This window comes from Candidatus Alcyoniella australis, from assembly GCA_030765605.1.
GTDB classification, from domain to species: domain Bacteria; phylum Lernaellota; class Lernaellaia; order JAVCCG01; family Alcyoniellaceae; genus Alcyoniella; species Alcyoniella australis.
In genome coordinates, this window is the sequence record JAVCCG010000069.1 from 17,159 (window position 1) to 41,245 (window position 24,087).

The window sequence follows — 24,087 nt, forward strand, 5'->3', positions numbered from 1 at the left end:
CCGCGACTGTCAACCGTGCGATGAAATGTGCGATGCGGCCGATTGACTGCCCCCAAAGCGGCTGATAACTTGACTGCGCCTCGAACGCAATAAATGGAGATAAATGATGCTTCGCAAGCAGCTATCGATAGTGCTCGGTCTGTCCCTGTTGGCCGCCTGTCTCTGCGCCCCGGCGATGCTCTGGGCCGGCGAGCAGGACAACGCGACCCTCGATCAAGTCCAGGCCGACCGCAAGGCGGCCGAGGAACTGCTGATCAAGCAAAGCGAGATGGCCTGGCTCTCCTACACCCAGGGCGAGGCCTCGGACCAGGCCGCGCTCTACCGCGAGTACGGCTACCTGTTCCAGCCCGAGCGTATCGCCGCGACCAAGCGCGCCATCGAGCTGACCGTCGACCCGGTCCAACGCAAGGCCCTGCAATGGTTCTCGCAGTACCAGCAGGAAGAGTACATCTGGAACCAGACCGCGCTGCTCTACGATATCTACATGGACATGGAGGCCAACCTGATGGTCACCGTGGAGGGCGAGGCCACGCCGTATCGCGAACTGCACCGCATCCTCGGGGCCGAGCCCGACCCGGCACGGCGTTTCGAGATCGCCAAGGCCGAGTACCAGGCCTACAAGCTGTTCAACGAGACGATCCTGCGCCGCGACCTGGAGACCAGCCAACGCCTGGCGCGCGAGCTGGGCTTTGACAGCTACCTGGACATGGCGTTGCGCCACGCGCGCATCGACCCGAAACAGACCGAGGACGACTACCTGCGCTGGCTCGAAATCAGCGAGCCGCTGTACTTCGAGCTGTGGGACAAGGTCAGCCCGATCAAGCGCTCCGAGTTTCACCGCTCGGACATTCTCTTTCTGCTCTCGGGCAGCGACTTCGACCAGTACTTCCCCAAGGGCAGCGCCCTGCCGCTGTTAAAGAAGACCCTGGCCGGCATGGGCATCGTGCTCGACGAGCAGACCAACATTTTGATCGACGACCGCGAGCTGGAAAAGAAGGTGCCGCGAGCGGCCTGCTTCTCGATCCGCGTGCCTAATGACATCCGCGTCAATGTTAAGCCGGTGGGCGGCAAGGACGACTTCAGTTCGCTGTTCCACGAGTTCGGCCACGCCGAGCACTTCGCCCACTCGCAGACCCCGGTCTGGGAGTTCCAGCAGCTGGGCGACAACGCTGTAACCGAGAGCTACGCCTACTTGTTCGAGGGGCTGCCCGAAAACCGGATCTGGATCGAAGACAACATCAAGATGTCGGCCGAGGATCTCGAGCGCTACATGGAGTACGTGGCCTTCTCGCGGCTGTACATGTCGCGCCGCTACTGCGCCAAGACGGTCTACGAGATCCGCCTGCTCAGCGGCGTGGACAACCCCCAGGAGGAATACCGCACGCTGATGAGCCGCGCCTACGGCTTCGAGCTGACCTCCGAGGAGGCGTTGCGCTACCTCTCCGACGTCGACCCGCTGCTCTACGCCTCGAGCTACGCCCAGGCGTTCTTCCTCGAGGCGATGCTCAGCGCAACTCTTGAAAAAAAATTCGGCGCGCGCTGGTGGCTTGATGGGCGTAGCGGCGAGTTCATGGCCGGTCTGTGGGCCTTTGGCAACGAGCTCAGCGGCCCGGAGCTGGCGTCAAAGCTGGGCTATAGCAGCATGGAACCGCAGATGTTGCTGAGCTACATCCAGGCAATGCTGCCCAAGGGGCGCTGAACCGATGGCCGATCCGAGCGATAGTCCCAAGCTGCGCGAGTTGGAGTTTGTGCCCGCCGAGGTCCAGGGCCAGCCGGTGGTGGCGCTGCGCGATCCGCTGGCACTATCGGAACAGACGATCTCAATCCCCTACGAGAGCCTGGGCCTGTTGCAAATGCTCGACGGCAACAACTCGATCCGCGACATCCAGACGATGCTCACCAAAGCCTCGGGAGAGATCGTGCCCTCGGAGCCGCTGGTCGAATTTATCGATGTTCTCGACTCGCAGTTCCTGCTCGATAACCAACATTTTCAAAAGCGAATGGTCGAGGTCAGCCAAGTCTACCTCGACAGCCCGCTACGCGAGGCGGTCTGCATCGGCAGCTACCCGGACCAGCCCGAACACTGCACGCGACTGTTCGAGCGCTACGCCTCGATCGAGGCCGGGCCGGGCCCCATCGACTTCTCGGTTGCGCGGCCCGCACCGGAAAATATCGTTCACGGGATCATCGCCCCGCACATCGACTACCAGCGCGGCGGCGCGAGCTACGCCTTTGCCTACAAGGCCCTGGCCGAGGGGAGCGATGCGACGACTTACGTGGTCTTCGGCACCGACCACCACGGCCTGGCCGAGCCCTACTCGCTGACCGACAAGTCCTTTACCACGCCCTACGGCCCGCTGGAGGTGGACCGCGAGCTGTACCAGGCTGTGGGCGAAGCGCTGCACGGCGATTTTGGCGAGCCGCTGGCCCATCGCCAGGAGCACTCAATCGAGCTGGCCGCGATCTGGCTGGCCTACATCGGCGATCGGCTGGGACGCAAAATCCGCATCCTGCCGGTGCTGCTGGGCTCGTTCGGCGAACACGTCGAGTCGGAACAGCCGCCGGACTCCGACCCGCGGCTGGCCGCGCTGCTGCAGGCGATCCGCCAATCCACTGCATCGCGCGGCAACGACGTGGCGTTCGTCGCATCGGCCGACCTGGCGCACATCGGGCAGCAGTTCGGCGACCGGCACAAGCTCAATGAGAAAGTGTTAAAGGCCAGTTCCGAGGCCGATCAACTGCTGCTGCACGCCGCCCTCGAGGGCTCGGCCGAAGGCTTTTTCGAAAGCGTGGTTGCCGAGCACGACAGTCGCCGGATCTGCGGGTTGGCGCCGATCTACGCCGCGCTGGCCTGCATGCCGCGCTCGCGCGGCGAGCTGTTGCAATACGGACAATGGAGCGACGATGGCGGCCTGGCCTCGGTCAGCTTCGCCTCGATCAGCTTCCGCCCCGCCTGAGGGTGGGATATATTCGTTCCCGATGCTGATCGGGAAATCCTCATGAATCGGCTCAAGCCGCTACTGCCGTGGCTGATCATCTTCGCAGTCGCCCTGGGCGTGCGTCTGATCTACCTGCACGAGATTCACCTCAACCCGTTTTTCGATCACCCGGTGGTCGACGAGTTCGAGTACGACAAGCAGGCGCGGGCATTGGCCGGCGAGCCCGGCGCGGACCCCGTGTTTTTACGAAGCGCCTACTATCAATCGCCGGTCTACTCGTTCTTCCTCGCCGGAATCTATCGACTGCTGGGCCGCGACCTGTACCTGGTGCGGCTGATCCAGGCGCTGCTCGGCGCGTTGGGCGCGGCGCTGGTTTACGCATTGGGCCGCGAGATGCTCGGCAGGCGCACGGCGTTGGTCTGCGCGCTGGGCGCGGCGCTGTGGCCGACAACGGTCTACTTCGACGCCGAGCTGCTCTCAACGCCGCTGATCACGTTGTTCGGCCTGGCCGCGCTGTTGGCCCTGATGCACCGGCGCTGGCTGATCGCCGGACTGCTGCTGGGCCTGGGGCTGGTCAGCCGCGGCGACCTGGCGTTGTTCGTGATCGCGGCCATGGCCTACGCCTGGATCGTCACCCGCGATCAATCGAGCATCGCCCAACGGATTGCGGTCCAGGCGCGGATCGTGCTGCCCATAGTGCTCTGCATACTGCCGTTCACGCTGCGCAACTATCTGGTCACCGGCGACCTGGTGCTGATCAGCACCAACCCCGGACTCAACTTCTACTTGGGCAACAACCAGGATTACCCGGCCAGCATCGAGATGCGGCCCAGTCAGAGCTGGCGCGAGTTCATGGCCGAACCGCTGGCCGCGGGCCTGACCCGCCCGTCCGATCACAGCCGCTATTTCTTTGCCAAGTCCCTGCGCGAGCTGCGCGCCGATCCCTCGTGGCTACCGCGGGTGGTCGGCGATAAGTGCCGGCGTTGGATCTCGGGCCGCGAGTGGATGCGCAACCGCGAGATCTATCCGATGCGCGAATACTCGCGCTTTTTAAGCGCCGCGCTGTGGATCAACGTCCTGGCCTTTCCCCAGGGCCTGCTCTCGCCGCTGGCGCTGTTGGGACTATTGGTGGCGTTGCGCCGCAAGGGCGCGGCGCGGCTCAGCGCGATCTACCTGCTGTGCCTGGCCGCGGCCGCGGTGATCTTCTTTGTCACCTCGCGTTATCGCGCTCCGACCATCGGCGTGCAGTTGGTGCTCGCCGGGCTGGCCGTCGAGTCGCTGATCGCCTGGACGCGGCAACGCCGGAGCGCATTGCTGGCAGGCGCGGGCGCGCTGCTGGCCTGCGGGCTGCTCGTATCCAATCTTGGCGTGGGAGGCATGCCGCGCGAGTTCAACCCCGACGCGCTGGCAGGCGCGGCCCTGCAGATGGCGGCGGAAGGCGACGTGCGCACGGCCGAGCAATTCCTCGAACGTGCGCTGGCCCAGGACCCGACCTACGCCCTGGCCTACAATAATCTGGCCAACCTCCAGAGCCGCGAGGGCCGCTATAGTGCGGCGATCGCCAACTACCTGCGAGCTGTGGAGCACGACCCGGGGTACGGGCTTGCCCAACGCAACCTGATCTCCACGCTCAAACTCCTGCCCGGCACGGATCGCGCGCTTTGGACCGCGGGCGCGGCAACCGTGCTCAGCCCGCGCAGCCCCCAACGCCGCACCGAGCTCGCAGGCGAACTGGAGCGCATCGGCCTGCCCGAGGCCGCCGACCTGCAACGCTCCGAGGCCCTCAGGCTCGAGGGGAATTAATCAGTTTGATTGTTGAATCAACTGCCCGCGCCTACTGCTCGCGGCTGAACAGCAGCAGGTTCAGCTCGTTCTCCAGGGCTTCGCGCTGGGTCGATCCGCCGCCGAGATACGTGCCGCGCACCGTGCCCATCCGGTCGATCAGCACCATCGTGGGCAGCACACCGACCTCGTACAGCTCGGCCACGGCCTGCTCCGGATCCTCGATAAACCAATAGCGCGCCTTGTTCTTGAGCACCTGCCGATCGAGCTCGTCGCCGTTTTGCGGGTCGATCCAGACCGCAGCCACGTCGAGCCCTCGCCCGCCGTATAGCTCGTCGTACTGCGCGATGTGCCTCATCTCTTTATTGCACTTGGAACACCACGTGGCGTAGAAGACCAGCAGCACGACGTTGCCGCGGTGTTCCGAAAGCGTGAAATCGCCGCCGCCGCGCAGCTGTCCGCTGAACTCCGGGGCCGCGATCCCCTGCTCCGGTCCGCCTTGCTGGCGCGTACCGTAAAGGTAGACGATCGCCAGCACCGCGGCGATCAGCACCACGACCAGGCGTTTCGTGCGTCCTAAGCTCTTTTCCGACATCGACTCTCCCAAGTTTTCCGCACCAGGACGACCAAGGATAGCAGACCCTTGACCGACCGGCCAAGCCGGCTTGTTGGCCTGAACCGTAGAAGTTAAGCTGCCTAGATGCTGCTCGAACTATGGTCCTCGATGCGCCCCCGGCGCTGGGCCAAGAACATTGTAATGCTGGTCGGCCTGGCATTCGGTATGAGCCTTTACGATCCGTCGGCACTGCTGCGGATCCTCTGGGCCGCGGCCGTATTTTGCCTGCTGTCGGGCAGCGGCTACCTGATCAACGATCTGGTCGACCGCAAGTTCGACCGGCTGCACCCGATCAAACGTCATCGCGCATTGGCAGCGGGTAGGCTCTCAACGCGCCTGGCACTGGCAACGGCGCTGATGATCGCCGCGATCTGCGTAGTTGCCGCCTGGCCGTTGGGACCACGCTTTTTTATCGCGGCCCTGGGCTTCTGGCTGCTACAGGTGGCCTACAGCCTGGTGCTGAGCAGGCTGGTGGTGCTCGACCTGTTCGCCATGGCCGGATTGCTGCTGCTGCGCGTGACCGCGGGCGCCTGGGCTGTACCCGTACCGGTCAGCCGCTGGCTGATGGTCTGCACGATGCTGCTTGGACTGCTGCTGGCGATGGGCACGCGTCGGCACGAGCTGCTCGAGAAAGTGCGACTCGGCGGCGATGGACATAAGCCGGTGCTGTGCGAGTACAGCCCGTACCTGATGGACCAGATGATCGCCGTGGTCACCAGCGCCACGCTGCTGGTCTACGTGCTCTATACCCAGAGCGCGGAGACGCTGGCCAAATTCAACACGCGCTCGCTGGTGCTCAGCACGCCGTTCGTGCTCCACGGCATTTTTCGCTACCTGTACCTGGTGCACCGCCGACAGGGCGAGCTAAGTCCCGAGCGACTGATCCTCGGCGACCGGCCGTTCCAGCTCACGCTGTTGGGCTACGCGATCTGCGTCGGAGTCATCCTCTATTTCTGAACGCATCCGATCCAGGGCCAGGACCAACCCGATCACCGCGAACAGCAGCATCCCCGCACGTCCGGCCTTAAATAAAAAACTGTTGAATAGGCTCGCGCCGAAATAGATAAGCAGCGCCAGGTAGCAGGCGCGACCCAGGCCGGCCAAGCCGCCGCGCTCGACGGTCAGCCGCCGAGCCAACCCGAGGACCCGCGAGCAAAATCCGAGAAACATCACCAACCCGGCGATGCCGCTGCCGGTGAGCACGTCAATGAACATGTTGTGCGGATGGCCGTAGTCGTACATCACGCCCGAGTCCACGGCAAAGCGGCCGTAGACGTAGGCGTAGCAGTTGTAGCCCACGCCCAGCAGCGGCTCGCGCAGCATCACGTTCTGCACCGAGGCCCAGCGCGCCAAACGGATTTCGGCCGAGCTGCGCGAGAGGCGGAAGAAGTCGGTGGCCAGCACCCCCGGGTCGAGGCTCGATCCCCAGAGCGCCATCAGCGCCAGGGCTCCGGTCACGGCCAACGCACCGACCGCGAAGATCCAGGCCCGCGGCAGCCGTCCCGAGGTCCAGAGCACCAGCATTGCCAGGGCCAGCGCAACCCAGGTGCCCTTGCTAAATGTCAGCACTACGCAGACCAGGCACAGCACGATCAAGGCCAGACCGAAGATGACAGTCCAGCGCCGTGCGCCTCGCCGCACCAGGGCCGTGGCCAGGGCGGCGAGGGTAGCAAAGCACACCCCGGTATGCGCGGCAGTACCCATGCTGCTGACCATCCGGTAGCGCAGGCCGACGATCTGCACCGTGGCGCGCTTGAGGTTCATCACGCGATATAGCGCTTCGCTGTCGTGCACGTAGGCCCACAACGCCACTCCGACCGCGGCCGCGCCCGCCAGGCACAGAGCGAGCAACAGCCGACGGGCCTGCTTGCGCGTCTGGATCATCCCGGCCAGCGCCACGGTCATCAGCGTCAGTTCGACCAGCCTGATCCAATCTTTGACCCCGGCGAGAAAGATCGCGCGGTCGAGCATCGCGGCCTTGATCAGCGAAGCGCCCGCGATTGCGATAAACGCCAGCAGCCAGAACGCGGCGCGGCGGTCGATCTGCAGCACTGGACGCCGCGAGGCGATCTGCCGTATTGCGTAGAGCCCGAACAGCGCGAGGATCATCAGGTCGTGGACGAACAGCGCAAACGGCCCGGGCAGGTCGCGGCCGATGTCGGGCAGGAAGATCACCAGCGGCAGGAAAAGCGCGGCGATCTCGATCCGCGTGAGCAAAACCAGCGAGCCGGCCAGGGCGAACACGCCCAGCAGCCACAGCGGACGGAAGTTGGCGATAGCGTAGGCCGCGATCAAGGCCAGCGGGATCAGCGCCAGACCGACCAGGGCCGGCGCGCCGGGCGTCTTCAGACGACGCAGCAATGATCGCGGAAATACCATTTGCCGCCGATTATCCGCGACCGGACGCACTGCGGGCAAGCGCCGGGGCACCTTTGAGGCGGCTTAGAGCCGCCACAAAACTCGCGTAGTACGCTGGTCCTAATCCAACGGTCCGCCCCGCGCCCGGTACTTTTGAGGTGCCCGCATGGCACGCGAGCGAACCATAGTCGTAGCTCAGCGACCTTCCCCGCGACGGAAGATGTGGGAGATGGTTTAGCGCAGCCCCGTGGTCTCGGGCAGGCCGAGCATCAGGTTGGCGTTCTGCAGCGCCTGTCCGGCGGCCCCTTTGACTAGGTTGTCCAGGGTCGAAACGACCACGACCCGGCCGGTGCGCTCGTCCTCCTCGAACCCGCCGATGCAGACCTTGTTGGTGTTTACCGTGTCGTGCAGGGTCGGCAGCCGGTCGCTAAGAACTTTGACGAACGGCTCGTTGTGGTAGGTCTCGTTGACCAACTCCCTGACCTGCGCGGCGCTCATCTGCGGATCGGTCCAGAGGTGGGCCGTGCAAAGGATCCCGCGAAACGCGGGCAGCACGTGCGGGGTGAAGCTGATCTCGAGCCCGAGCTTCTCCGAAATCTCGTCCTGGTGGCGATGGTTGGCCAGCTTGTAGGCCAGGATATCGTCGCGCAGTTGTTCGGGGTCGTTGAACTGGCTGGGCTTGCGTCCCGCGCCGGAGTATCCGCTCTTGCAGTCGAACACCGCCTGGCTCAACACGCCCTCGCGCGCCAGGGGCAGCGCGATCATCAGTGAGGCGGTGACGTAGCAGCCGGGGTTGGCCAGCACCCGCGCGCCGGCCACCTCGCGCCGCGCCCACTCGGTTAGGCCGTAGACCGCCTGGCGCGCCGGATCGGCGTGCTGCATGCCGTAGACCTGTTCCCAGCGCATGCGGTTATCGAAACGATAGTCGGCCGAGACATCGACCACGCGCATCTTTCTAGGCAGCCGCGGCACGATCTTCATCGCCTGGCCGTTGGGCAGGCAGAGGAACATCAGGTCGACGTCCATTGCCGCGAGCTCGTCGGGCGTGGCCGGAATATAGACCTCGTCGCCCGGCCAGTCCGGGTAGAGATCGCTTACGCGTTTGCCCGCCTCCGAGCGTGCCACCAGCGGCCCCAGCTCGAGCTGCGGATGGGCTTTAATCAACTTAAGCAGGTCGTGACCCGAGAATCCCGATGCGCCGACGATCGCCACGCGCTTCACAGCGAGCGCTCCAGCAGCTCCAGGCCGCAATCGATTTGCGCCGAGTCGATCACCAACGACGGCAGCATGCGCAGGGCGATCTTGGAGGTCGGCAAGACCAGCAGACCGTTGTCCAGAGCGCGGCGGGCCACGTCGGAGGGATCGTCGCGGAACACCAGCGCCTGCATCAGACCCTGGCCGCGCACTCCAACGATTCGCGGCGATTTGATCTTGTTCAACCCCGCGGCCAATCGCCGTCCCATGCGCGCGGCATTGGCCAACAGCCGCTCGGACCTGACCACGCCCAGGGTCGCCAGGGCCGCGCTGCAGGCCAGGTCGTTGCCGCCGAAAGTGCTGCCGTGGTCGCCGGGTTTGATCGCGGATGAAACCTTTTCGCTAACCAGGCAGGCGCCGATGGGCACGCCGTTGGCCAGGCCCTTGGCCATCGTCACCATGTCGGGGGCAAGCTTGTCGTGCTGATAGGCGAACCATTTGCCCGTGCGTCCCATGCCGGTCTGAATCTCGTCGACGATCAGCAGCGCACCGGCCTTGCGGCACAGTCGCTGCAATCCGGCGAGGAATCCCGGCGGCGCGGGCACTACGCCCGTCTCGCCCTGGATCGGCTCGACAATCACCGCCGCGATCTTGGGGCCGATCGCCTTGGCCGCGGCATCCAAATCGCCGAAGGGCACGTGGGAGAAGCCGGGTAACAGCGGTTTGAACGGATCGCGCAACGCCGCCTTGTGCGTGGCGCTCAGCGCTCCCAGGGAACGGCCGTGAAACGCTCCGCTGAACCCGACGAAGCGCGTGCGGCCCGTGGCGCGACGCGCGAACTTCAGCGCCGCCTCTATCGCCTCGGTTCCCGAGTTGCACAGGAACGTCCGCGGCAGGCCGGAAATTTTTTTAAGTTGCGCGGCCAGCTCGATCTGCGGCCGGGTGTAGTACAGGTTGGTGGCGTTGATCAGCCGCGACGCAGCGTGCTCCACGGCGCGAGTCACTTCGGGTCGGCCGTGGCCCACCAGACAGGTGGCGATGCCGCCGGCAAAGTCGAGCACCTCGCGGCCGTGCTCGTCAAAGAGCAGGCAGCCTTCGCCGCGCTCGAACAGCACCGGCCGCGGCCCGTAGGTCGGCACCAGCAGCGATTCGGCACGGCGCTTGAAGCTACTGTTCACGCTTTTCATCACCGACCTCCGTTCCAACTCCCTCGTGGGTGAAGATCTCGAGCAACAGCGCGTGCTCGATATTGCCGTCAATGAAATGCACTTTGCGCACTCCGGCACGCACAGCCTCTTCGGCGGCGCGCACCTTGGGGATCATCCCCTCGGTGATCTTGCCGCGGACGATCAGCTCCTCGATGTCGCCCACGTCCAGGTGGCTGATCAGCTCGCCGTCGACCAATACGCCCTCAACATCGGTGAGCAACGTCAGCTTTTCAGCCCCAAGCTGCACGGCCACCGCCTGGGCCACCTCATCGGCGTTGATGTTGTAAATCTGGCCGTCGGGTCCGAGCCCCAGCGGGCTGATCACCGGCACCTGAGCGTCCTTGATCAGCGCGCCGAGTACGTCCAGAGCCACGGACTCGACCTGTCCGACGAACCCCAACTCAGGTCGCAGCGGCTGGGCCATGATCACCGAAGTACGCACTGCGGCCAGCGGGATCGCCTGGCCACCGACGTCACGCAGTCCCTGAACCAGCTCGGCGTTGGTCTTACTAAAGGCTTGCTTAATTACCTTTAACGTCGGCTCGTCGGTCACACGCAGACCATCGATGAACCGCGGCTCGAGCTGGGCGTCCTTCATCATCCGCGAGGCGAGCTTGCCGCCGCCGTGCACCAGCACCGGGCGAATGCCCACGCGCGAGAGCAACGCCACGTCTTCGAGCATCACCTGGCGGTTGCGCGGCTCGTCCAGCAGGCTGCCGCCGACCTTGATTACGAACACCGCGTTGCGCCAGCGCGTGATGTACGGCAGAGCCTCGGCCAGCGTGGCGGCCTTTCGTTTAATCTCTATCACTTCGATTCTCCTAGGCTGATCAGCTGTAGTAATCGGCGTTGCAACGCACGTAGCCCTCGGTCAGATCGCAGCCCCAGGCCCTGGCCGAGCTCTGGCCATCGTGCAGCTTCACTCGCAGTAATATTTCCTCGCCTGCGCAGGCGCGCTTGAAGCGCTCCTGGTCGAAGCTGCAGATCCGTCCATTGGCGTAGACGCGCACCGCTCCCCACCAGACCTCGGCCTGATCGAGATTCGCGCGCGCGCCGGACGAGCCCACGGCCGAGAGCACGCGGCCGGGGATCGGCATCAAGGCAAAGGCGCTCTTGACCAGGTTGCTGGCGACCACGCCGCGCGCGGCTTTGCGCGCGTCGTCCAGGCTGCGGCAACCCGAGACCTCGACGGTCATCAGCTTGGTCGAACCCTCGCCGTCCGCGGCGATGGCCCGGGCCATGCGCGCGCAGGCCGCAATCAGCCCGCGCTCGAACAGCTCGAGATCAACCGGCCCGGCCGTGCCGTTGGCCAGCAGGATCACGCTGTCCGAGGTCGAGGTGTCGTGGTCCACGCTGATCATGTTGAACGTCGAATCCACCGCGCGCCGCAGCATCGCGCTCAGCCCGCGAGCCGGCAATTGGGCATCGGTGGTCAGGAAACAGAACATCGTGGCCATCTGGGGATGGATCATGCCTGCACCCTTGGCCGCCGCGCCGATGGTTGCTTTGCCCACCCGCAGCGAGAGGTGCTTGGGACGGGTGTCGGTGGTCATCAGCGCGCGCGCCAGGTGCAGCCCGGCCTCGCGTTTGTGGTCGAGCATGCCGCAGCCGCGGCGCATGCCGTCCAGAGCCTTTTGCAGCGGATAGGGCACGCCGATCATCCCGGTCGAGGCCACCAACACCTGGCGGCCCGGGCAGCCCAACTCGGCCGCGGTGGCGGTCGCCAGCTCGTGCGCCGCGTGCAACCCCTCGGGCCCGGTGGCCACGTTGGCGTTACCCGAGGTGGCGATGATCGCCCGCGCCCTGCCCGATCGCAGGTGCTCGCGGCAGACGACGACCGGCGCACCGACCAGCTTATTGCTGGTGAATACTCCGGCAGCGCGCGCCGGCCGGTCGGATACCAGCAGCGCCAGGTCGTCCCCCTCAGGCTTGATTCCGCAGCCCAATCCGCAGGCTGCGAAGCCTTGCGGATCGGTGACGCCGCCGCCTTCGTCGATCTTGATGCGGCTCATCTTAGACCTCGAAAGCATCGTTCGTGGTGCGCTCGATGCGCATGCGCAGCCTGCGCCATCCGCGGCGCAGTGCGGCAACGCGCTCGCGCAGCGCCTTGATCTCGGCCGTTTGCGGCTCCTCGATCTTACGGCCGTAGTCCTCGTCGGCGCCCTGCTGTGCTACCTGCTTGTAGGCCTCGCGGAACGGCACGCCGCGCGCGGCCAGTTCGGTGGCACGGTGGGCCTGCCAGACATCGGGGGTCACGGCAGCGGCGCAGGCCTCGCGATCGACTTGGATCCCCTGGGCGATCAGCAGCGCGGCGGACAGCGCCTGGTCGATGCGCAGCAGTCCGTCGATCATCGGCGCCTTGGTGAACGCCATGTCGCGCTGGTAGCCCGAGGGCAAATGCGAGATCACGCCGGCGACCTCGGCGTAACGCGCGCCGAGCATCGCGGCCACGGGCCGCAGGCATTCGGCGATATCCGGGTTGCGCTTTTGCGGCATGATCGAGCTGCCGGTGGTCAGCTCCACGGGCAAACGCAGCAGCCCGAACTCCTCGGAGGTGAACAGCACCACGTCAGCGCCGAAACGGCTGAGGGTCAGCGATACGCCGTGGGCTCCTGCCAGCGCCGAGAGTTCCGCGCGTCCGCGCGAGAGTTGGACCGCCGTGGGCACGACGCTGACCTCGGTAAAGCCTGCCTGTCTGGCCATACGCGGACGCGACAGCGGCAACGGCGAGCCGTAGCCCGCGGCGCTGCCCATCGGGCTGTGGTCCGCCTCGCGCTGGGCGTTGCGCAATCCCTCGCAGTCGTCGATCAGCCGCTCGGCGAACCCGGCGAACCACATCCCGGCGGTGCTGGGCATCGCGCGTCGCAGGTGGGTGAACCCGGGCATGATCCAGCTGCGCATTTTCTGCGCGCGCCCCAACATCGTCGTGGCCAGGGTCAACGTTGACCACTCCAGGGTGCTCAGCGCGTCGATCAGAAACAGCCTGATCGCGGCGGAGACCTGGTCGTTGCGGCTGCGTCCGGCGTGGATCTTGCCGCCCAGCGCTCCCAGCGCCTTGGTCAGCGCGCTCTCGATCGCGGTGTGGCCGTCCTCGAGCTCGGGCGGCACGCGGAATTTGCCGTCCAGGGCGCGCTGCCTGATCTTGCCCAGCTCGCGACGCAGGGCCGCGGCCTCGTCTGCCTTGAGCACACCGATACGCTGCAGCTCGGCCGCGTGGGCGGCCGAGGCTACGCAGTCGTAGGGCACCAGCAGCGGGTCGAGCTCGGGATCGCGGCCCGCGGCGAATTCAATCGCCAGCGGATCGCTGCTCGTTCCCTTTTCCCACAGCCTACTCACTTCCCGTCTCCGTCGTGATCGAGGCGCAACGCGTGCAGCCGCAGCCGTAGCGCGTTGAGCTTGATGAATCCGGCCGAGTCCTGCTGATCGAATCCGCCGACCACATCCATACTCGCCATCTCCGAGTCGTAGAGGCTGACCGCGCTGCTGCGGCCCACGGGCGTGGCGTTGCCCTTGTACAGCGCCACGCGCACGCTGCCGCACACGTTGCACGCCGCGCGGTCGATCAGCGCCTGCAGGCACTCGCGTTCGGGCGAGAACCAGAAACCGTAGTAGATCATCTCGGAATAGCGCGGGATCAAGCTGTCGCGCAGGTGCAGCACCTCGCGGTCCATCGTGATCCCCTCCAGGTCGCGTCGCGCCTCGGCGATCACCGTGCCCGCCGGGGTCTCGTAAACCCCGCGGTTCTTCAGGCCGACGAAACGGTTCTCGACCATGTCCACGCGCCCCACGCCGTTGGCCCCGGCCAGCTTATCCAGCTCGATGAACAGCTCGACCGGATCGTCCCAGCTGCGGCCGTCGGCCGGCACGCTGAGCTTCACCGGATCGCCGTGATCGAACTCGATCTCGACGATCGTTTCCTGATCCGGCGCCAGGCGCGGGTCCACGCAGCGCTGAAACGTGTCGTCCTTGGGACGCGCGTCGGCGTCCTCCAGCGCACCGGATTCGAAGCTCAGGTGCAGCAGGTTCTCATCGGTGCTGTAGGGCTTGGAGCGCGAGACCGGAATCGGGATCCCATGGCGCTCGGAGTATTCGATCAACTCCTGTCTGCCGGCGAACTGCGCCAGGAACTCGGGTTCCTTCCACGGCGAGAGGATGCGCACGTCGGGCATCAGCGCCATGGCGCTCATCTCGAAACGCACCTGGTCGTTGCCTTTGCCGGTCGAGCCGTGTCCGAGCAACGTGGTTTCGAATTTACGGGCGATCGCCACCTGTCGCTGCGCGATCAGCGGCCGCGCCAGGGCCGTGCCCAACAGGTAGCGTCCCTCGTACAGCGCTCCGCCGCGGAACGCCGGATAGACGTAGTCGCGCAGGAACGGCAATCGCAGATCCTCGATGATCACTTCGCGCGCGCCGATCGACAGCGCCTTGTCGCGCACGACCTGCGCATCTTCGTGCTGGCCCAGTTCGGCCATATAGGCGATCACTTCGTAGCCCTTTTCGGCCAGCCAATGCACTATCACTGATGTATCCAGGCCGCCTGAATAGGCAAGCACTACTCGCTCGGACATTTCCGGCTCTCCTCGTCTGCGGAAGATGTAACTTCCCGTTCACGCCGCAGCGCGTCAACGGGGCTATATTGGTAGCGCAGGGACGATTAAAAGTCCAGAACCACCGGCAGCCGCAAAGTCTCGAGAACCAGCTGGGCGCAGATGCGCTGGCCGGTCTCGCCAGGGTGTCCCGGATCGACGAACAGGCCCTCGTCGTCGTCGTTGAGAACGAAGTCGTACAGCGGCGCGACGTAGTGAAAGCCGTTGCTCTGCACGAACTCGATGGTTTCCGAGTCGCGCGGCGCGAAGTACGCTTCGAACTCCGCGCGTCCCGCGTCCGGGTGCTCGGCCAGCCAGCTTCGCCCGAACTCTACCTGATCCTGCTGCGGCGGATGCACCCAGATCGAGACGAAGCCGTAGCGCTCGGACAGGTCTTTGATCGCGGCCAGGTCCGCGCGGTAATCGTCGCGGATCTCTTCAAGGTGCTCCGGGTTCGGTGGCAGCGTCGGGCCGCGCTGAGCAGGCTTGATCGCCCAGCGCAGCACGCGGTAGAGCCGGGAGTGCGAGAGCCCGTCGCGTAGGGTCAGCACCCCCCTGCCCAAGATCGAGCGCCGCAATCGGCGATAGCGAATGATGTCATCGCGGCCGTTAGGCCCCACGCGCCAGATCACCACGTCCGGGGTCCAGCGGTGCGCCAGCTCCTCGAAGAACAAAATCTGCTGATAGTTGTTGGTCCCCGGAATGCCGCCGTTGATTACCTCAAACGCGCCGGGCTTGATCTGATCGATCATCCGCTGCAGTTGCGCCGGGTAGGTCTGGTCCGCGCTCAGTCCCCAGCCGAAGGTCGTCGAGTCGCCCAGGCACAGGATGCGCTGCACGCCGGTGGGCTTGTCCTGCTTAAACTCCGGGCCGCGCGTGCCCTGGTAGTTGATGCGGTCCTCCTGCCCGGGGCATGGATTGGGCGCGCCGGGCCGCAGGCGGTAGCGCACATCATAGGTGTCGGTATACATCCGGTCCTCGGGGACCGTGCCCAAATCGAGCAACCGCAGCACTCCCTCGGCCGCAGAAAGCGCCAGCACTAAGGCGATCAGCGCAAAGATCAGCGTCCTGGTCCGTGAACGTCGGGTGGGTTGTGCGCCGGGGTCGATCATCGAGTGCATACCTTACTCGATCGGCCCCGCAGGTCAATTTCCGCGGCTGAGACCTCGCGGGTCAAACGAGCAGATACCAGAAAACCACCAGGAAGATCGAGGCGACAAATGTGGCGGCCAGGGTGAAGGGCAGGCCGCGCTTCATGTAGTCCAAGAAGCGCACCGGCTCGCCGCGTCGGCGCAGATAGCCGATCGCCACGACGTTGGCCGTGGCGCCGATCGGCGTAATGTTGCCGCCGACCGAGACTCCGATCAACAGACCGAAGTAGAGGAAGAACATCTGCACGCTCCACGGATCGAGCCCCAGGCTGACGCCCAGGGCGTCGGTCACCGGCAGCATGGTCAGCAGGAACGGCACGTTGTCGATGAACGCCGAACAGGTCACCGAGCTGAGCACGATCAGCACAAAGGCGACCAGCACCGAGCCCGAGCTGATTCCGGCCATCACTCCGGCGATGTCGTCGACCCAGTAGTGCGTGAACCCGCCGACCACGATAAAGATCCCCATCAGAAATACCGTGGTGTCCCAGTCCAGGTGCCGCACCAGCTGCCAGAGTTTGGCCGTCCCGTTCAACAACGGCTGCCGCGGCGGAGTGCGGCCCTCGTACTCGGCCTCGATCAGCGCCTCGTGCTCCTCGGTGTTGAGAATCCGCCCTTTGGTCAGCGCCATGTACCAGACCGTGCCGATCAGCGCCAGGCACATCGTGATCGTGCCCGCGGCCCAGACGAACCCCGGGTCGATCAGCTTGCTCAGCCCCAGGCCGACGATCAGCATCCCGATCATTATCAGCGGGAACCAGGACGTGGGCTTGGTGCGCGATTTGATTTCGATCTTGCCCTTATAGCTGCGGTACGAAAGCCAGAGCACCAGCGACCCGGTGAGGCTGCCAACCATTACCGCAAAGAACAGGCTGGGCCGTCCGAAAAACCAAAAGAAGTCGGGAAAGCCCATCCGCGTGTAGCCCGCCAACAGCATGTCCGGCGGATCGCCGATCATCGTGCCCGCGCCGTGCAGGTTGCTTTGCAGCACCAGGCCGACCATCACCGGGGTCAGCGCCTTGCCCATCCTGCGCGCCACGGTCAGGCCGATCGGCGCCAGGATCAGAAACGCGGCCACGTTCTCCAGGAACATCGAAAGCACGCCGCCGAATAGGCAGAGCACAACCAGCGCGCCGCGCGCCGAGCTCATCCTGGAAAGCAGCTTCTCGGCCAGCACCTCGGGCATACGCGAGAACATGAAGAACTCGGCGATCACCAGCGTGCCGAAGAACACGCCCATCACGTTCCAGTTGACGTACGAACCCCCGTAGCCCTCGGGCGAGCTCCAGAAGGCGTTACTCAACGAGACCACGCCGGTGATGATCGCCAACCCTGCGGCCGCCGCGCTGACCTGAGCGCGGCGCGTGGGCCAGATCACGAACGCAGCGTAGGCCGCGAGAAAAATCGTCAGCGAGATCGCCTTGAGCAGCTGCGGGTCGGAGATCAACGTCCTCGTCTCTCTATGGGTCGGACTGTGCCGAAAACGGTGTTGGGTCGAATATTCCAGCTTGATCCGGAGGAGTGTCAAGGCTCAGCGCGGTCCACGGCGGCCCGGCGCACCCCTGAGGGTCGTAGATCACGGGCTCGAGTTGCGGACTTTGGACCGGCGAACGGCCGATGGTCGACAGCCGCGCGAGCAAGCTGCCCAGCGCGCCGGCCAGCGCGTAGAACGGGTCGTACCGCAGTCCGCCGGTCGTGAGATAGTCCAGGTCCACGCGCCATAACCCGCGACCCGTGGCCAAGTAGGCTGCGTTGCGTTGCGGATCGATCGACAGCCAGCGCGCCCAGGACGGAGCGTGCACGCGACCGATCAGCGAGAAGTCGTCCAGTGAGCGCACTTCAATCAGCGGCGAGAGCCCGGCGAGGTACAACAGCCGCGCTCGCTCGTCGATCGCCATCTCGCGCACTCCGGGAAAGGCCCGCACCAGCTCGGGTTCGCCCTGGCCCGCCGCGTCGACCAGCAACAGGCTGCCCGCAATGGGCAGCGAGACGATCAGGCGGTCGGTCGCCGCATCGAGCAGCATGCGTTCGGGCACCTGCCGCAGACCGACGAAACGCAGTAGTTCGATAGTCCGTGAGTCGAAAATCGCTAAGCCGCGCGGTGAGATCAGTGCCGCGTGCAGCTCGGGGCGTGTGGGATGCAGTAGCGCGTCGACCAGCGAGATCGCGCCGCAGCGGGCCACCACGGTTTCGCCGTCCGCGCACAACCGCAGCGCGCCGCCGAAGCAGGCTGCGGCCAATTCCTGCCGCTCGGGATTCCACAGCGAGCGGCAGTTGGTCCACGGCACATCGGGTGGTTCGATGACGATCCGCAGCGGTCGGGAATCAGCGGCCGGTCCGAACACCAGGGTCTGTCCGCCCGCCGGATCGACGTAGACCCAGCGCCCCGAGGCCTGGTCGCGGGCCAGTGAGAGCACGTAGTCCGCACCGACTTGCGCGCTGGTCGCAACAGCGGGATTGCGCGGGTCCAGCTGCGTCACCCGGCCATCGGCGTGGGTCAGCACCAACGTGCCCTCAACCGGATCGATCGCCGCCTGGTAGTGCGCACCGCCGCGCAGCCGCTGGAACTGCGGTCCCAGGCGTAGCGGATCGTCCACGGGCAACGGTTGCAGCACCCAGGGCAGCAGGCAGGCCAAGCCGATCAGCGCCGCGCACAGCGGCCGGGCAGCGGCCCAGAGCAGACCGCCGCGTTCGCGCGCCGACCACAGCACTGCGGGCAGCAGCAGGTCGCTAAATCCCACGCAGCGGACTGTCAGCGCGCGCAGCCGCTGGGTCCACATCCCGCCGCAGTGCAGCCAGATCAGCAGCGAGACGTTGGCCGCCACGTAGCAGCAGCTCAGCAGCGCGCCGATTCCGCGTTGGGCCTGGGGCCGCGTGAGCAGCGGCGCGAACCAGATCAGAGCCGCGCACAGCGCTCCGAGCCCCAAGCTCAAGCAAAGCAGGGTTCGCGGCCGGGCGAATGCGCCGCTGCGCCGGGCCGGGGCGAAAATCACGATCAGCATTGCGGGCAGCGCGGCGTAGCAAAGCGCGCGGTAGACGTCGAGCTGGCCGATCAAGGCCAGCAGCAGCTCATCCCCGCCGCCCGGACCGGAGCGTAAAAGCTTGGCGGCATAGCGCGCCGCAATCGCGGCCAGGGCCGCATAGAGCAGCAGCAGTCTCAGCGGATAACCAGCGGTCCACGCCCGGCCGAGCCGGTCGCGGTCGGGCCGCGGTTCAGGCATCCGCCCCGTCGGGAGGCTCGGGCGATCCGTTGTTGCCGCCCAGCAGCACGCTGCGGCGCAGCTTGGCCTTGGTCAGCACCACCAGCGCCTCGACCAGGAACAGGTCGGCGACCAGTGCGGCCATCATCGCCAGGGCGATCAGGTAGCCGAACGAACGGTTGGGCCCGAACTCGGAGAGCACCATCAACATGAAGCCGCCGGTGATCACCAGCGAGGTCGCCACCATCCCCTTGCCCGTGGTGGCCACGGCGCGCTTCATCGCGCCGGGCACGTCCTGGTCCAGCTGGAACTCCTCGATGTAGCGCGTGAGGAAGTGGATCGTATCGTCCACCGCAATGCCGATGGCAATGCAGGCGACCATCACCGTGGCCGCGTTGAGGTCGATGCCGAACAGCCCCATCACTCCCAGCGTGAAAAAGATCGGCAGCGCGTTGGGCAGCATGCTCATCGCGCCAATTTTGAAGCTGCGCACGTTGATCGTCATCAGAATGCCGATCACGGTCAGCGCCACGATCAGGCTCTTGATCTGGGTGTTGACGATCGCCTGCACCGTGGTGGCATAGATCACCACAATGCCCGTGGCCTTGAATTTCAGCCGCTGATCGACGTTGGCCGCGGCCCAGCTCTCGATCGTCTCGATCAGCTCCAGGTGCTGCTTGCTCGACATCGAGTCGATGCGCGCGGCGATGCGCGCCTTGGAGTAGTCCCAGTTCATGAACGGCTCGGTGGCCTCGGGCTCGTTCTCCAAAAAGAAGATCACGTCGTACAGCTCGGCCTCGGTCTGCGGAATGCGGAATGCGGCCTGGTCGCCGTCTTTGATTACGCGGTTGATCTCCTTGACCAGATCGGCGTAGCTGAGCACCTTTTGGGTTTGGGCCACGTCGACGTCCATGAATCCCGCCAGCCGGTCGAGCTGATCCAGGGCCCAGACCTGTTTAAAGCACTGCGTGGGCTCGCCGTCCTCGCCGTCGGGACAGGCTAGCGTCATGTCCAGGGTGGTCACGCCCGCGAGCTTGTCGACCAACAGGTCCAGCCCCTTGCGGCTGCCGGTATGCTCGGGGATGAACTTGGCGAGCTGGGTCTCGACATCAAGCCGCAGGGTGAATACCACACCCACGGCGATCGCCGCCACGCAGACCACGACGACCAGCGTGGCTCGGCGCTGGTCGAATTCGCCGACCCACGCCAGCAATCGGCTGAGAGTGCCGCCGGAGTAGCGCTTGACCATTGTGGGCTTGGGCGCGGGCAGGAACGAGACCGTCAGCGGCGTGATCACGATCGCGTAGACGTAGGAGATCATTACGCCGATCGCGCTGTAGTAGCCAAAGTCGATCAACGAGTTCAGGTCGGCGAGGATCAGGCTGCCGAAGCCCACCGCGGTAGTGGTCGAGGTCAGGAAGCACGGGATCATCATCACGCGCAGGGTCTGAATCACCGCGGCCTTGCGCTCGCCGAGCCTGCCGTACTCCTCGTGGTAGCGCATCAGGATGTGGATCGTGTCCGACAGGCAGTAGACCATCAGGAACGTGGGCAGCACGGTGGTGATCATGTTGTAGGAGTGGCCGCGCATGAAGAACAGCCCGAGGGTCGTGCAAACCGAGGTGATGATGATCAGCAGCGGGATCACGATCCCGCGCGCCGTGCGTGTAAACAGGAACAGCAGCAGGATCAAAATCACCGGCGTCCAGATCAGGTAGGTATTGGTGTCGTGCTCCATCGCCCACAGCGAGTCGACGCTGAGCACCGAGATCCCGGTGGTGTAAAGCCGGATCGAGGCGGGCCGCGCGCGGTCCTCGACGTTCTCGCGCGGAATCGGGTCGGCGGTGATCGCGATCTGCGTTTCGCGATAGGGGCTGACCGGATACTTGGCGCCGAAGTCCGCGCCGAACAGCGCGCCGCTGGTCTGCCGCGGCTCTGGAATCAGGCTGGTGATCATCGCGTCGTAGACCAGCTCCACCAGCTCCAGCCGCTTCTCCATGTCCTCCTGAACCATCGAGAGCTTGACGTTGACCGTGGTGATCGTGGAGTCGGCGCTGAGGATGTCGCCGACCCACATCTCCTGGTCCAATGCGCGTTGCTTGAGCGCCTGCAAGCCCTCGCGGTCTTCGGGGATCGCGCCGTCGAGAAAGTGTCGGACCTTGATCAGCGATTCGCCGTCAGCGTCGCGGGTCTGGATGTAGCTGCTGACGTTGGCCAGGCTGATCACCTCGTCGACCTCGGGCAGCCCTTCGCATTCCTGGGTCAGCCGACGCACCAGCCGCAGCACGTCCGGGGTGAACACGTCCGGCGCCTCGACCACCACGGTCAACAGCTCGGCCGATCCGAATTCCTCCATGAACTGCTCGAACTCGAGCTTCACCGGGTTGTTGTCGGGCAGGTCGTCCTTGAGGTTGGAGGCGTAATTCCAGTCTTTAAGAAAGTAGCCGAAGAAAATCGTCGCGGCGCACATCGCAAGCAGCACCGGCACGCGGAAGCGATAGAGGAAAACCGCGATCACATCGCGGAAGCGTTTGAGCAGATTGAGCACAGCAAGGATAAACAGCGTGGCGCCGAGGGCCAGCACAAAGGCCCGCAGGCCCAAGGCTATTGTCGGGGGCAGGCCTGAAAACAGCTCCTCCACTATCGTCCTCCGCTGTCGCAGAAAAAGAATTGCGAAATAGTATCATGAAAAAACTTGTGGAAAAATCGACGCGGGTTTGATCGCCGCCGCACCGTTGCTATGCTCGTAAGCGCGATGCCCAAACATTTATCCGCGCTGATCGTCTGCTGCGCCCTGTGCGCTGCCGGACCCGCACTGTGCGCCGATGATTTGGGCCCCACGGGCGCCGCGCGCCTGCTCGAGCTGTGGGAGCTGCCGCGCATGCCGCTGTACGCCCAAACCCTGCAGACCTCGAGCCACGATCCGCTGGGCGGCAATCTCGACGGATTCACCGGCCTGTTCAGCCCGCTGTACCGCGACGAGCAGGGCCAACGCGTGCTGCTCGACGTCGAGGGACCGGGCTGCGTCTACGACCTGTGGTTCACGCTGATCAACTTCGCAAAGGACCTACGCTGCCAAGTCGACGGCGAGCTGCTCGTCGACATGCCGATCGCCGATGTTTTCAACTCGGTTCAAGCGCCGTTCATTTTTCCGCTGGCGGGCAACGACGATCAGTCGTCGGGCGGGTTTTACAGCTACGCGCCGATCTGCTTCGAGCACAGCCTCAAGCTGGCGACCAGCGGGCGTCCGCACTTCTTTCACGCGCTGTACCAACGCTATCCTGAAGGAAGCGCAATCGAGCCCTACGATCCCGAGCCCGATCCGGCAAAGCTTTCGGCGCTGCTGGACCTGCTCGACCCGACGCTGCTGGGGCGCGATCCCAAGACCGACCTGACCAGCTCGGTGCTCCTCGGCGCACCGGCGCTCGAGCCCGGACAGAGCGCCGAGCTCGCGGCCCTGGAGGGCGCGGGCTGGATTGCGGCGCTGCGACTGGGGCTGGCCGGGCTGAGTCTCGAGCAGCTCGAGCAGGTGCAGCTACAGATCTTCTTCGATGGCGCGCAACAGCCTCAGGTATCGGCGCGACTCTCGCTGCTGTGCGGCGCATCGGGCACCTGGGAGGGAATGCGCAGCCTGCTGGCCGGGATTTACGACGATCCGGTTCTGGGCCCCACGGCCTACCTCTACTTCCCGATGCCCTACTTCAAGGGCGCGCGGGTGATGCTGCACAACGCCTCGGAACTCGCCGCGCCGATCGAGTACAGCATCGCGCTGCGCAACGAGCCGCCGTTGATCGACGCGCTGACGTTTCACGCGCTGCAGCGCGAGCAGTACCCCACGCTGTTGGGCCGCGACTACATCGTGCTCGACGTTCCCGGCCGCGGCGTGGACCTGGGCCAGGTGCAGCGGATGATCGGCGCCGACCTGAGCTATCTGGAGGGCGACGAGCGGATCTACGTCGACGGCTCGCGCTGGCCCGCGATCTACGGCACGGGGACCGAGGACTACTACCAGGGCGGCTGGTACTTCGACCGCGGCCCGTTCACCCTGGCGACCCACGGCAACGCCAACCACCTTTACCTGGGGCTGCTCGAGCAGAGCACCTGCTACCGGCTGCACCTGGGCGATGCGATCGTTTTCCGCAACGGAATCGTCCACGGCATCGAGCACGACATGTTCAACATCTACTCCGGCGAGCACTACGCCTCGGTGGCGTTCTATTACGGAGTGGACGATCCGGCGCGTGTGGTGCGCGACGAAATCGACGTGGGGCAACCCAATTCCGAGGCTGCACACGATGCGCAATTCGTGGACAGCAAGCGGCTGAATACAACGAAGTACTACTTCGAGGGCGACCAAGACCTGGCGCCGGCCCTGGACAACGGCCGCCTGACCCGCGGCAGCGAACAGTGGACCGTGCGCATCCATCCGGACAACGACGGCTTGATCATTCGCCGACTGTCGGACATGGGACACGACCGCCAACGCGCGCAGGTCTTGGTCGACGGCGAACCCGCGGGGATCTGGTACCAGGCGCGCACCAATCGCGTAAAACGCTGGATCGAGGACGAGTTCTTCGTGCGGCCCGAGCTGACGCGCGGCAAGCGCGAGCTACGAATCACACTCGAGATCCTCGGCGGACCCGACGCCCGCTGGTCGGCGCACCATTACTGGATCGACACCCTGCACCAAGAGATCGCCTCGCGCATCGAGGGCCTGGCCGCTGAACAGGAGTCGATCGAGCTCTGCCCGGGCGACAACGCCGAGTTGGGGGCCGTGGGCCTGGACTGGCTCGGCGCAGAGCACGAGATCAGCGGGCTGTGCGGTTGGACCTCCTCGGACGAGGCGGTGGCCCACGTGGAAAACGGGCTGCTGCTGGCGACAAATCCCGGCGCGGTTCTGCTCACTCCCTGGCTGCTGGGCAAATCCGGAACTACGCTGATAGTATCGGTACGCGACTGCGACCAGGACGACGACGATCAGCAACCAGCGCCGAGCGAGGACGACGATCAGGACGCAGACCCGCAACAGGACGACGGATGCGGATAATTGGAG

17 protein-coding genes are annotated in these 24,087 nt (G+C 65.3%); 5 read left to right on the top strand and 12 right to left on the bottom strand.

What is annotated here, in order from left to right; all coding sequences use genetic code 11:
• The first annotated feature begins 106 nt into the window (after positions 1-106).
• Genes P9M14_07705 through P9M14_07715 form a run of 3 tightly spaced genes read left to right on the top strand, consistent with a single transcriptional unit; the run spans position 107 to position 4,742 of the window.
• Entirely contained in the window at positions 107-1,699 is a 1,593-nt protein-coding gene (locus P9M14_07705; GenBank protein ID MDP8255616.1) for a hypothetical protein, read from the top strand.
• 4 nt (positions 1,700-1,703) lie between these two features.
• Positions 1,704-2,957 (top strand): AmmeMemoRadiSam system protein B, encoded by a 1,254-nt coding sequence (gene amrB, locus P9M14_07710; protein ID MDP8255617.1) that lies wholly within the window; start codon positions 1,704-1,706, stop codon positions 2,955-2,957.
• A gap of 42 nt (positions 2,958-2,999) precedes the next feature.
• Positions 3,000-4,742: a glycosyltransferase family 39 protein gene (locus tag P9M14_07715; protein MDP8255618.1), complete on the top strand. Its 1,743-nt coding sequence runs from the start codon at positions 3,000-3,002 to the stop codon at positions 4,740-4,742.
• Positions 4,743-4,773: 31 nt separating this feature from the next.
• Here the strand turns inward: P9M14_07715 and P9M14_07720 are convergent, their stop codons facing one another.
• The gene (locus P9M14_07720; GenBank protein ID MDP8255619.1) at positions 4,774-5,316 is read right to left on the bottom strand and encodes a TlpA disulfide reductase family protein; all 543 of its coding nucleotides are present in this window, start codon (positions 5,314-5,316) and stop codon (positions 4,774-4,776) included.
• Positions 5,317-5,421: 105 nt separating this feature from the next.
• Between P9M14_07720 and P9M14_07725 the strand changes: the two genes are divergently transcribed.
• On the top strand, positions 5,422-6,294 hold the full coding sequence (locus P9M14_07725; protein MDP8255620.1) for a UbiA prenyltransferase family protein: 873 nt from the start codon (positions 5,422-5,424) through the stop codon (positions 6,292-6,294).
• Here the strand turns inward: P9M14_07725 and P9M14_07730 are convergent.
• From P9M14_07730 to P9M14_07780, 11 genes are all read right to left on the bottom strand, one after another.
• On the bottom strand, positions 6,202-7,716 hold the full coding sequence (locus P9M14_07730; GenBank protein ID MDP8255621.1) for an O-antigen ligase family protein: 1,515 nt from the start codon (positions 7,714-7,716) through the stop codon (positions 6,202-6,204). The two genes, P9M14_07725 and P9M14_07730, sit on opposite strands and share 93 nt — an antisense overlap.
• Before the next feature lie 213 nt (positions 7,717-7,929).
• Positions 7,930-8,916, bottom strand: coding sequence for an N-acetyl-gamma-glutamyl-phosphate reductase (gene argC, locus P9M14_07735; GenBank protein ID MDP8255622.1), 987 nt, complete (start codon positions 8,914-8,916; stop codon positions 7,930-7,932).
• On the bottom strand, positions 8,913-10,076 hold the full coding sequence (locus tag P9M14_07740) for an acetylornithine/succinylornithine family transaminase (GenBank protein ID MDP8255623.1): 1,164 nt from the start codon (positions 10,074-10,076) through the stop codon (positions 8,913-8,915). The genes argC and P9M14_07740 overlap by 4 nt, the downstream gene beginning before the upstream one ends.
• Positions 10,057-10,908 (bottom strand): acetylglutamate kinase, encoded by an 852-nt coding sequence (gene argB, locus P9M14_07745; protein MDP8255624.1) that lies wholly within the window; start codon positions 10,906-10,908, stop codon positions 10,057-10,059. The genes P9M14_07740 and argB overlap by 20 nt, the downstream gene beginning before the upstream one ends.
• A gap of 19 nt (positions 10,909-10,927) precedes the next feature.
• A complete protein-coding gene (gene argJ / locus P9M14_07750) occupies positions 10,928-12,109 on the bottom strand; it encodes a bifunctional glutamate N-acetyltransferase/amino-acid acetyltransferase ArgJ (protein MDP8255625.1) in 1,182 nt (393 codons plus the stop codon).
• A 1-nt stretch (position 12,110) separates the two neighbouring features.
• The gene (locus tag P9M14_07755; GenBank protein ID MDP8255626.1) at positions 12,111-13,433 is read right to left on the bottom strand and encodes a lyase family protein; all 1,323 of its coding nucleotides are present in this window, start codon (positions 13,431-13,433) and stop codon (positions 12,111-12,113) included.
• Positions 13,430-14,665 carry an argininosuccinate synthase gene (locus P9M14_07760; protein MDP8255627.1) on the bottom strand — a complete coding sequence of 412 codons (1,236 nt, stop codon included), beginning with the start codon at positions 14,663-14,665 and terminating at the stop codon, positions 13,430-13,432. The genes P9M14_07755 and P9M14_07760 overlap by 4 nt, the downstream gene beginning before the upstream one ends.
• Before the next feature lie 86 nt (positions 14,666-14,751).
• Complete coding sequence (locus P9M14_07765; protein ID MDP8255628.1) at positions 14,752-15,804, bottom strand: hypothetical protein; 1,053 nt, start codon at positions 15,802-15,804, stop codon at positions 14,752-14,754.
• Between the two features lie 52 nt (positions 15,805-15,856).
• Positions 15,857-17,281: an anion permease gene (locus P9M14_07770; protein ID MDP8255629.1), complete on the bottom strand. Its 1,425-nt coding sequence runs from the start codon at positions 17,279-17,281 to the stop codon at positions 15,857-15,859.
• A 13-nt stretch (positions 17,282-17,294) separates the two neighbouring features.
• The gene (locus P9M14_07775) at positions 17,295-19,055 is read right to left on the bottom strand and encodes a hypothetical protein (protein MDP8255630.1); all 1,761 of its coding nucleotides are present in this window, start codon (positions 19,053-19,055) and stop codon (positions 17,295-17,297) included.
• Complete coding sequence (locus P9M14_07780; protein ID MDP8255631.1) at positions 19,048-21,675, bottom strand: MMPL family transporter; 2,628 nt, start codon at positions 21,673-21,675, stop codon at positions 19,048-19,050. Before P9M14_07780 ends, P9M14_07775 begins: the two co-directional genes overlap by 8 nt.
• 114 nt (positions 21,676-21,789) lie before the next feature.
• Here P9M14_07780 and P9M14_07785 point away from each other — a divergent pair, with 114 nt between their 5' ends.
• The gene (locus tag P9M14_07785; GenBank protein ID MDP8255632.1) at positions 21,790-24,081 is read left to right on the top strand and encodes a DUF2961 domain-containing protein; all 2,292 of its coding nucleotides are present in this window, start codon (positions 21,790-21,792) and stop codon (positions 24,079-24,081) included.
• Positions 24,082-24,087 lie beyond the last annotated feature (6 nt).

Excerpts from the sequence above, each read along its gene's own strand:
- P9M14_07705 (MDP8255616.1), top strand. The coding sequence starts at position 107 with ATGCTTCGCAAGCAGCTATCGATAGTGCTCGGTCTGTCCCTGTTGGCC.
- amrB (MDP8255617.1), top strand. The coding sequence starts at position 1,704 with ATGGCCGATCCGAGCGATAGTCCCAAGCTGCGCGAGTTGGAGTTTGTG.
- P9M14_07715 (MDP8255618.1), top strand. The coding sequence starts at position 3,000 with ATGAATCGGCTCAAGCCGCTACTGCCGTGGCTGATCATCTTCGCAGTC.
- P9M14_07720 (MDP8255619.1), bottom strand. The coding sequence starts at position 5,316 with ATGTCGGAAAAGAGCTTAGGACGCACGAAACGCCTGGTCGTGGTGCTG.
- P9M14_07725 (MDP8255620.1), top strand. The coding sequence starts at position 5,422 with ATGCTGCTCGAACTATGGTCCTCGATGCGCCCCCGGCGCTGGGCCAAG.
- P9M14_07730 (MDP8255621.1), bottom strand. The coding sequence starts at position 7,716 with ATGGTATTTCCGCGATCATTGCTGCGTCGTCTGAAGACGCCCGGCGCG.
- P9M14_07740 (MDP8255623.1), bottom strand. The coding sequence starts at position 10,076 with ATGAAAAGCGTGAACAGTAGCTTCAAGCGCCGTGCCGAATCGCTGCTG.
- argJ (MDP8255625.1), bottom strand. The coding sequence starts at position 12,109 with ATGAGCCGCATCAAGATCGACGAAGGCGGCGGCGTCACCGATCCGCAA.
- P9M14_07760 (MDP8255627.1), bottom strand. The coding sequence starts at position 14,665 with ATGTCCGAGCGAGTAGTGCTTGCCTATTCAGGCGGCCTGGATACATCA.
- P9M14_07765 (MDP8255628.1), bottom strand. The coding sequence starts at position 15,804 with ATGCACTCGATGATCGACCCCGGCGCACAACCCACCCGACGTTCACGG.
- P9M14_07775 (MDP8255630.1), bottom strand. The coding sequence starts at position 19,055 with ATGCCTGAACCGCGGCCCGACCGCGACCGGCTCGGCCGGGCGTGGACC.
- P9M14_07785 (MDP8255632.1), top strand. The coding sequence starts at position 21,790 with ATGCCCAAACATTTATCCGCGCTGATCGTCTGCTGCGCCCTGTGCGCT.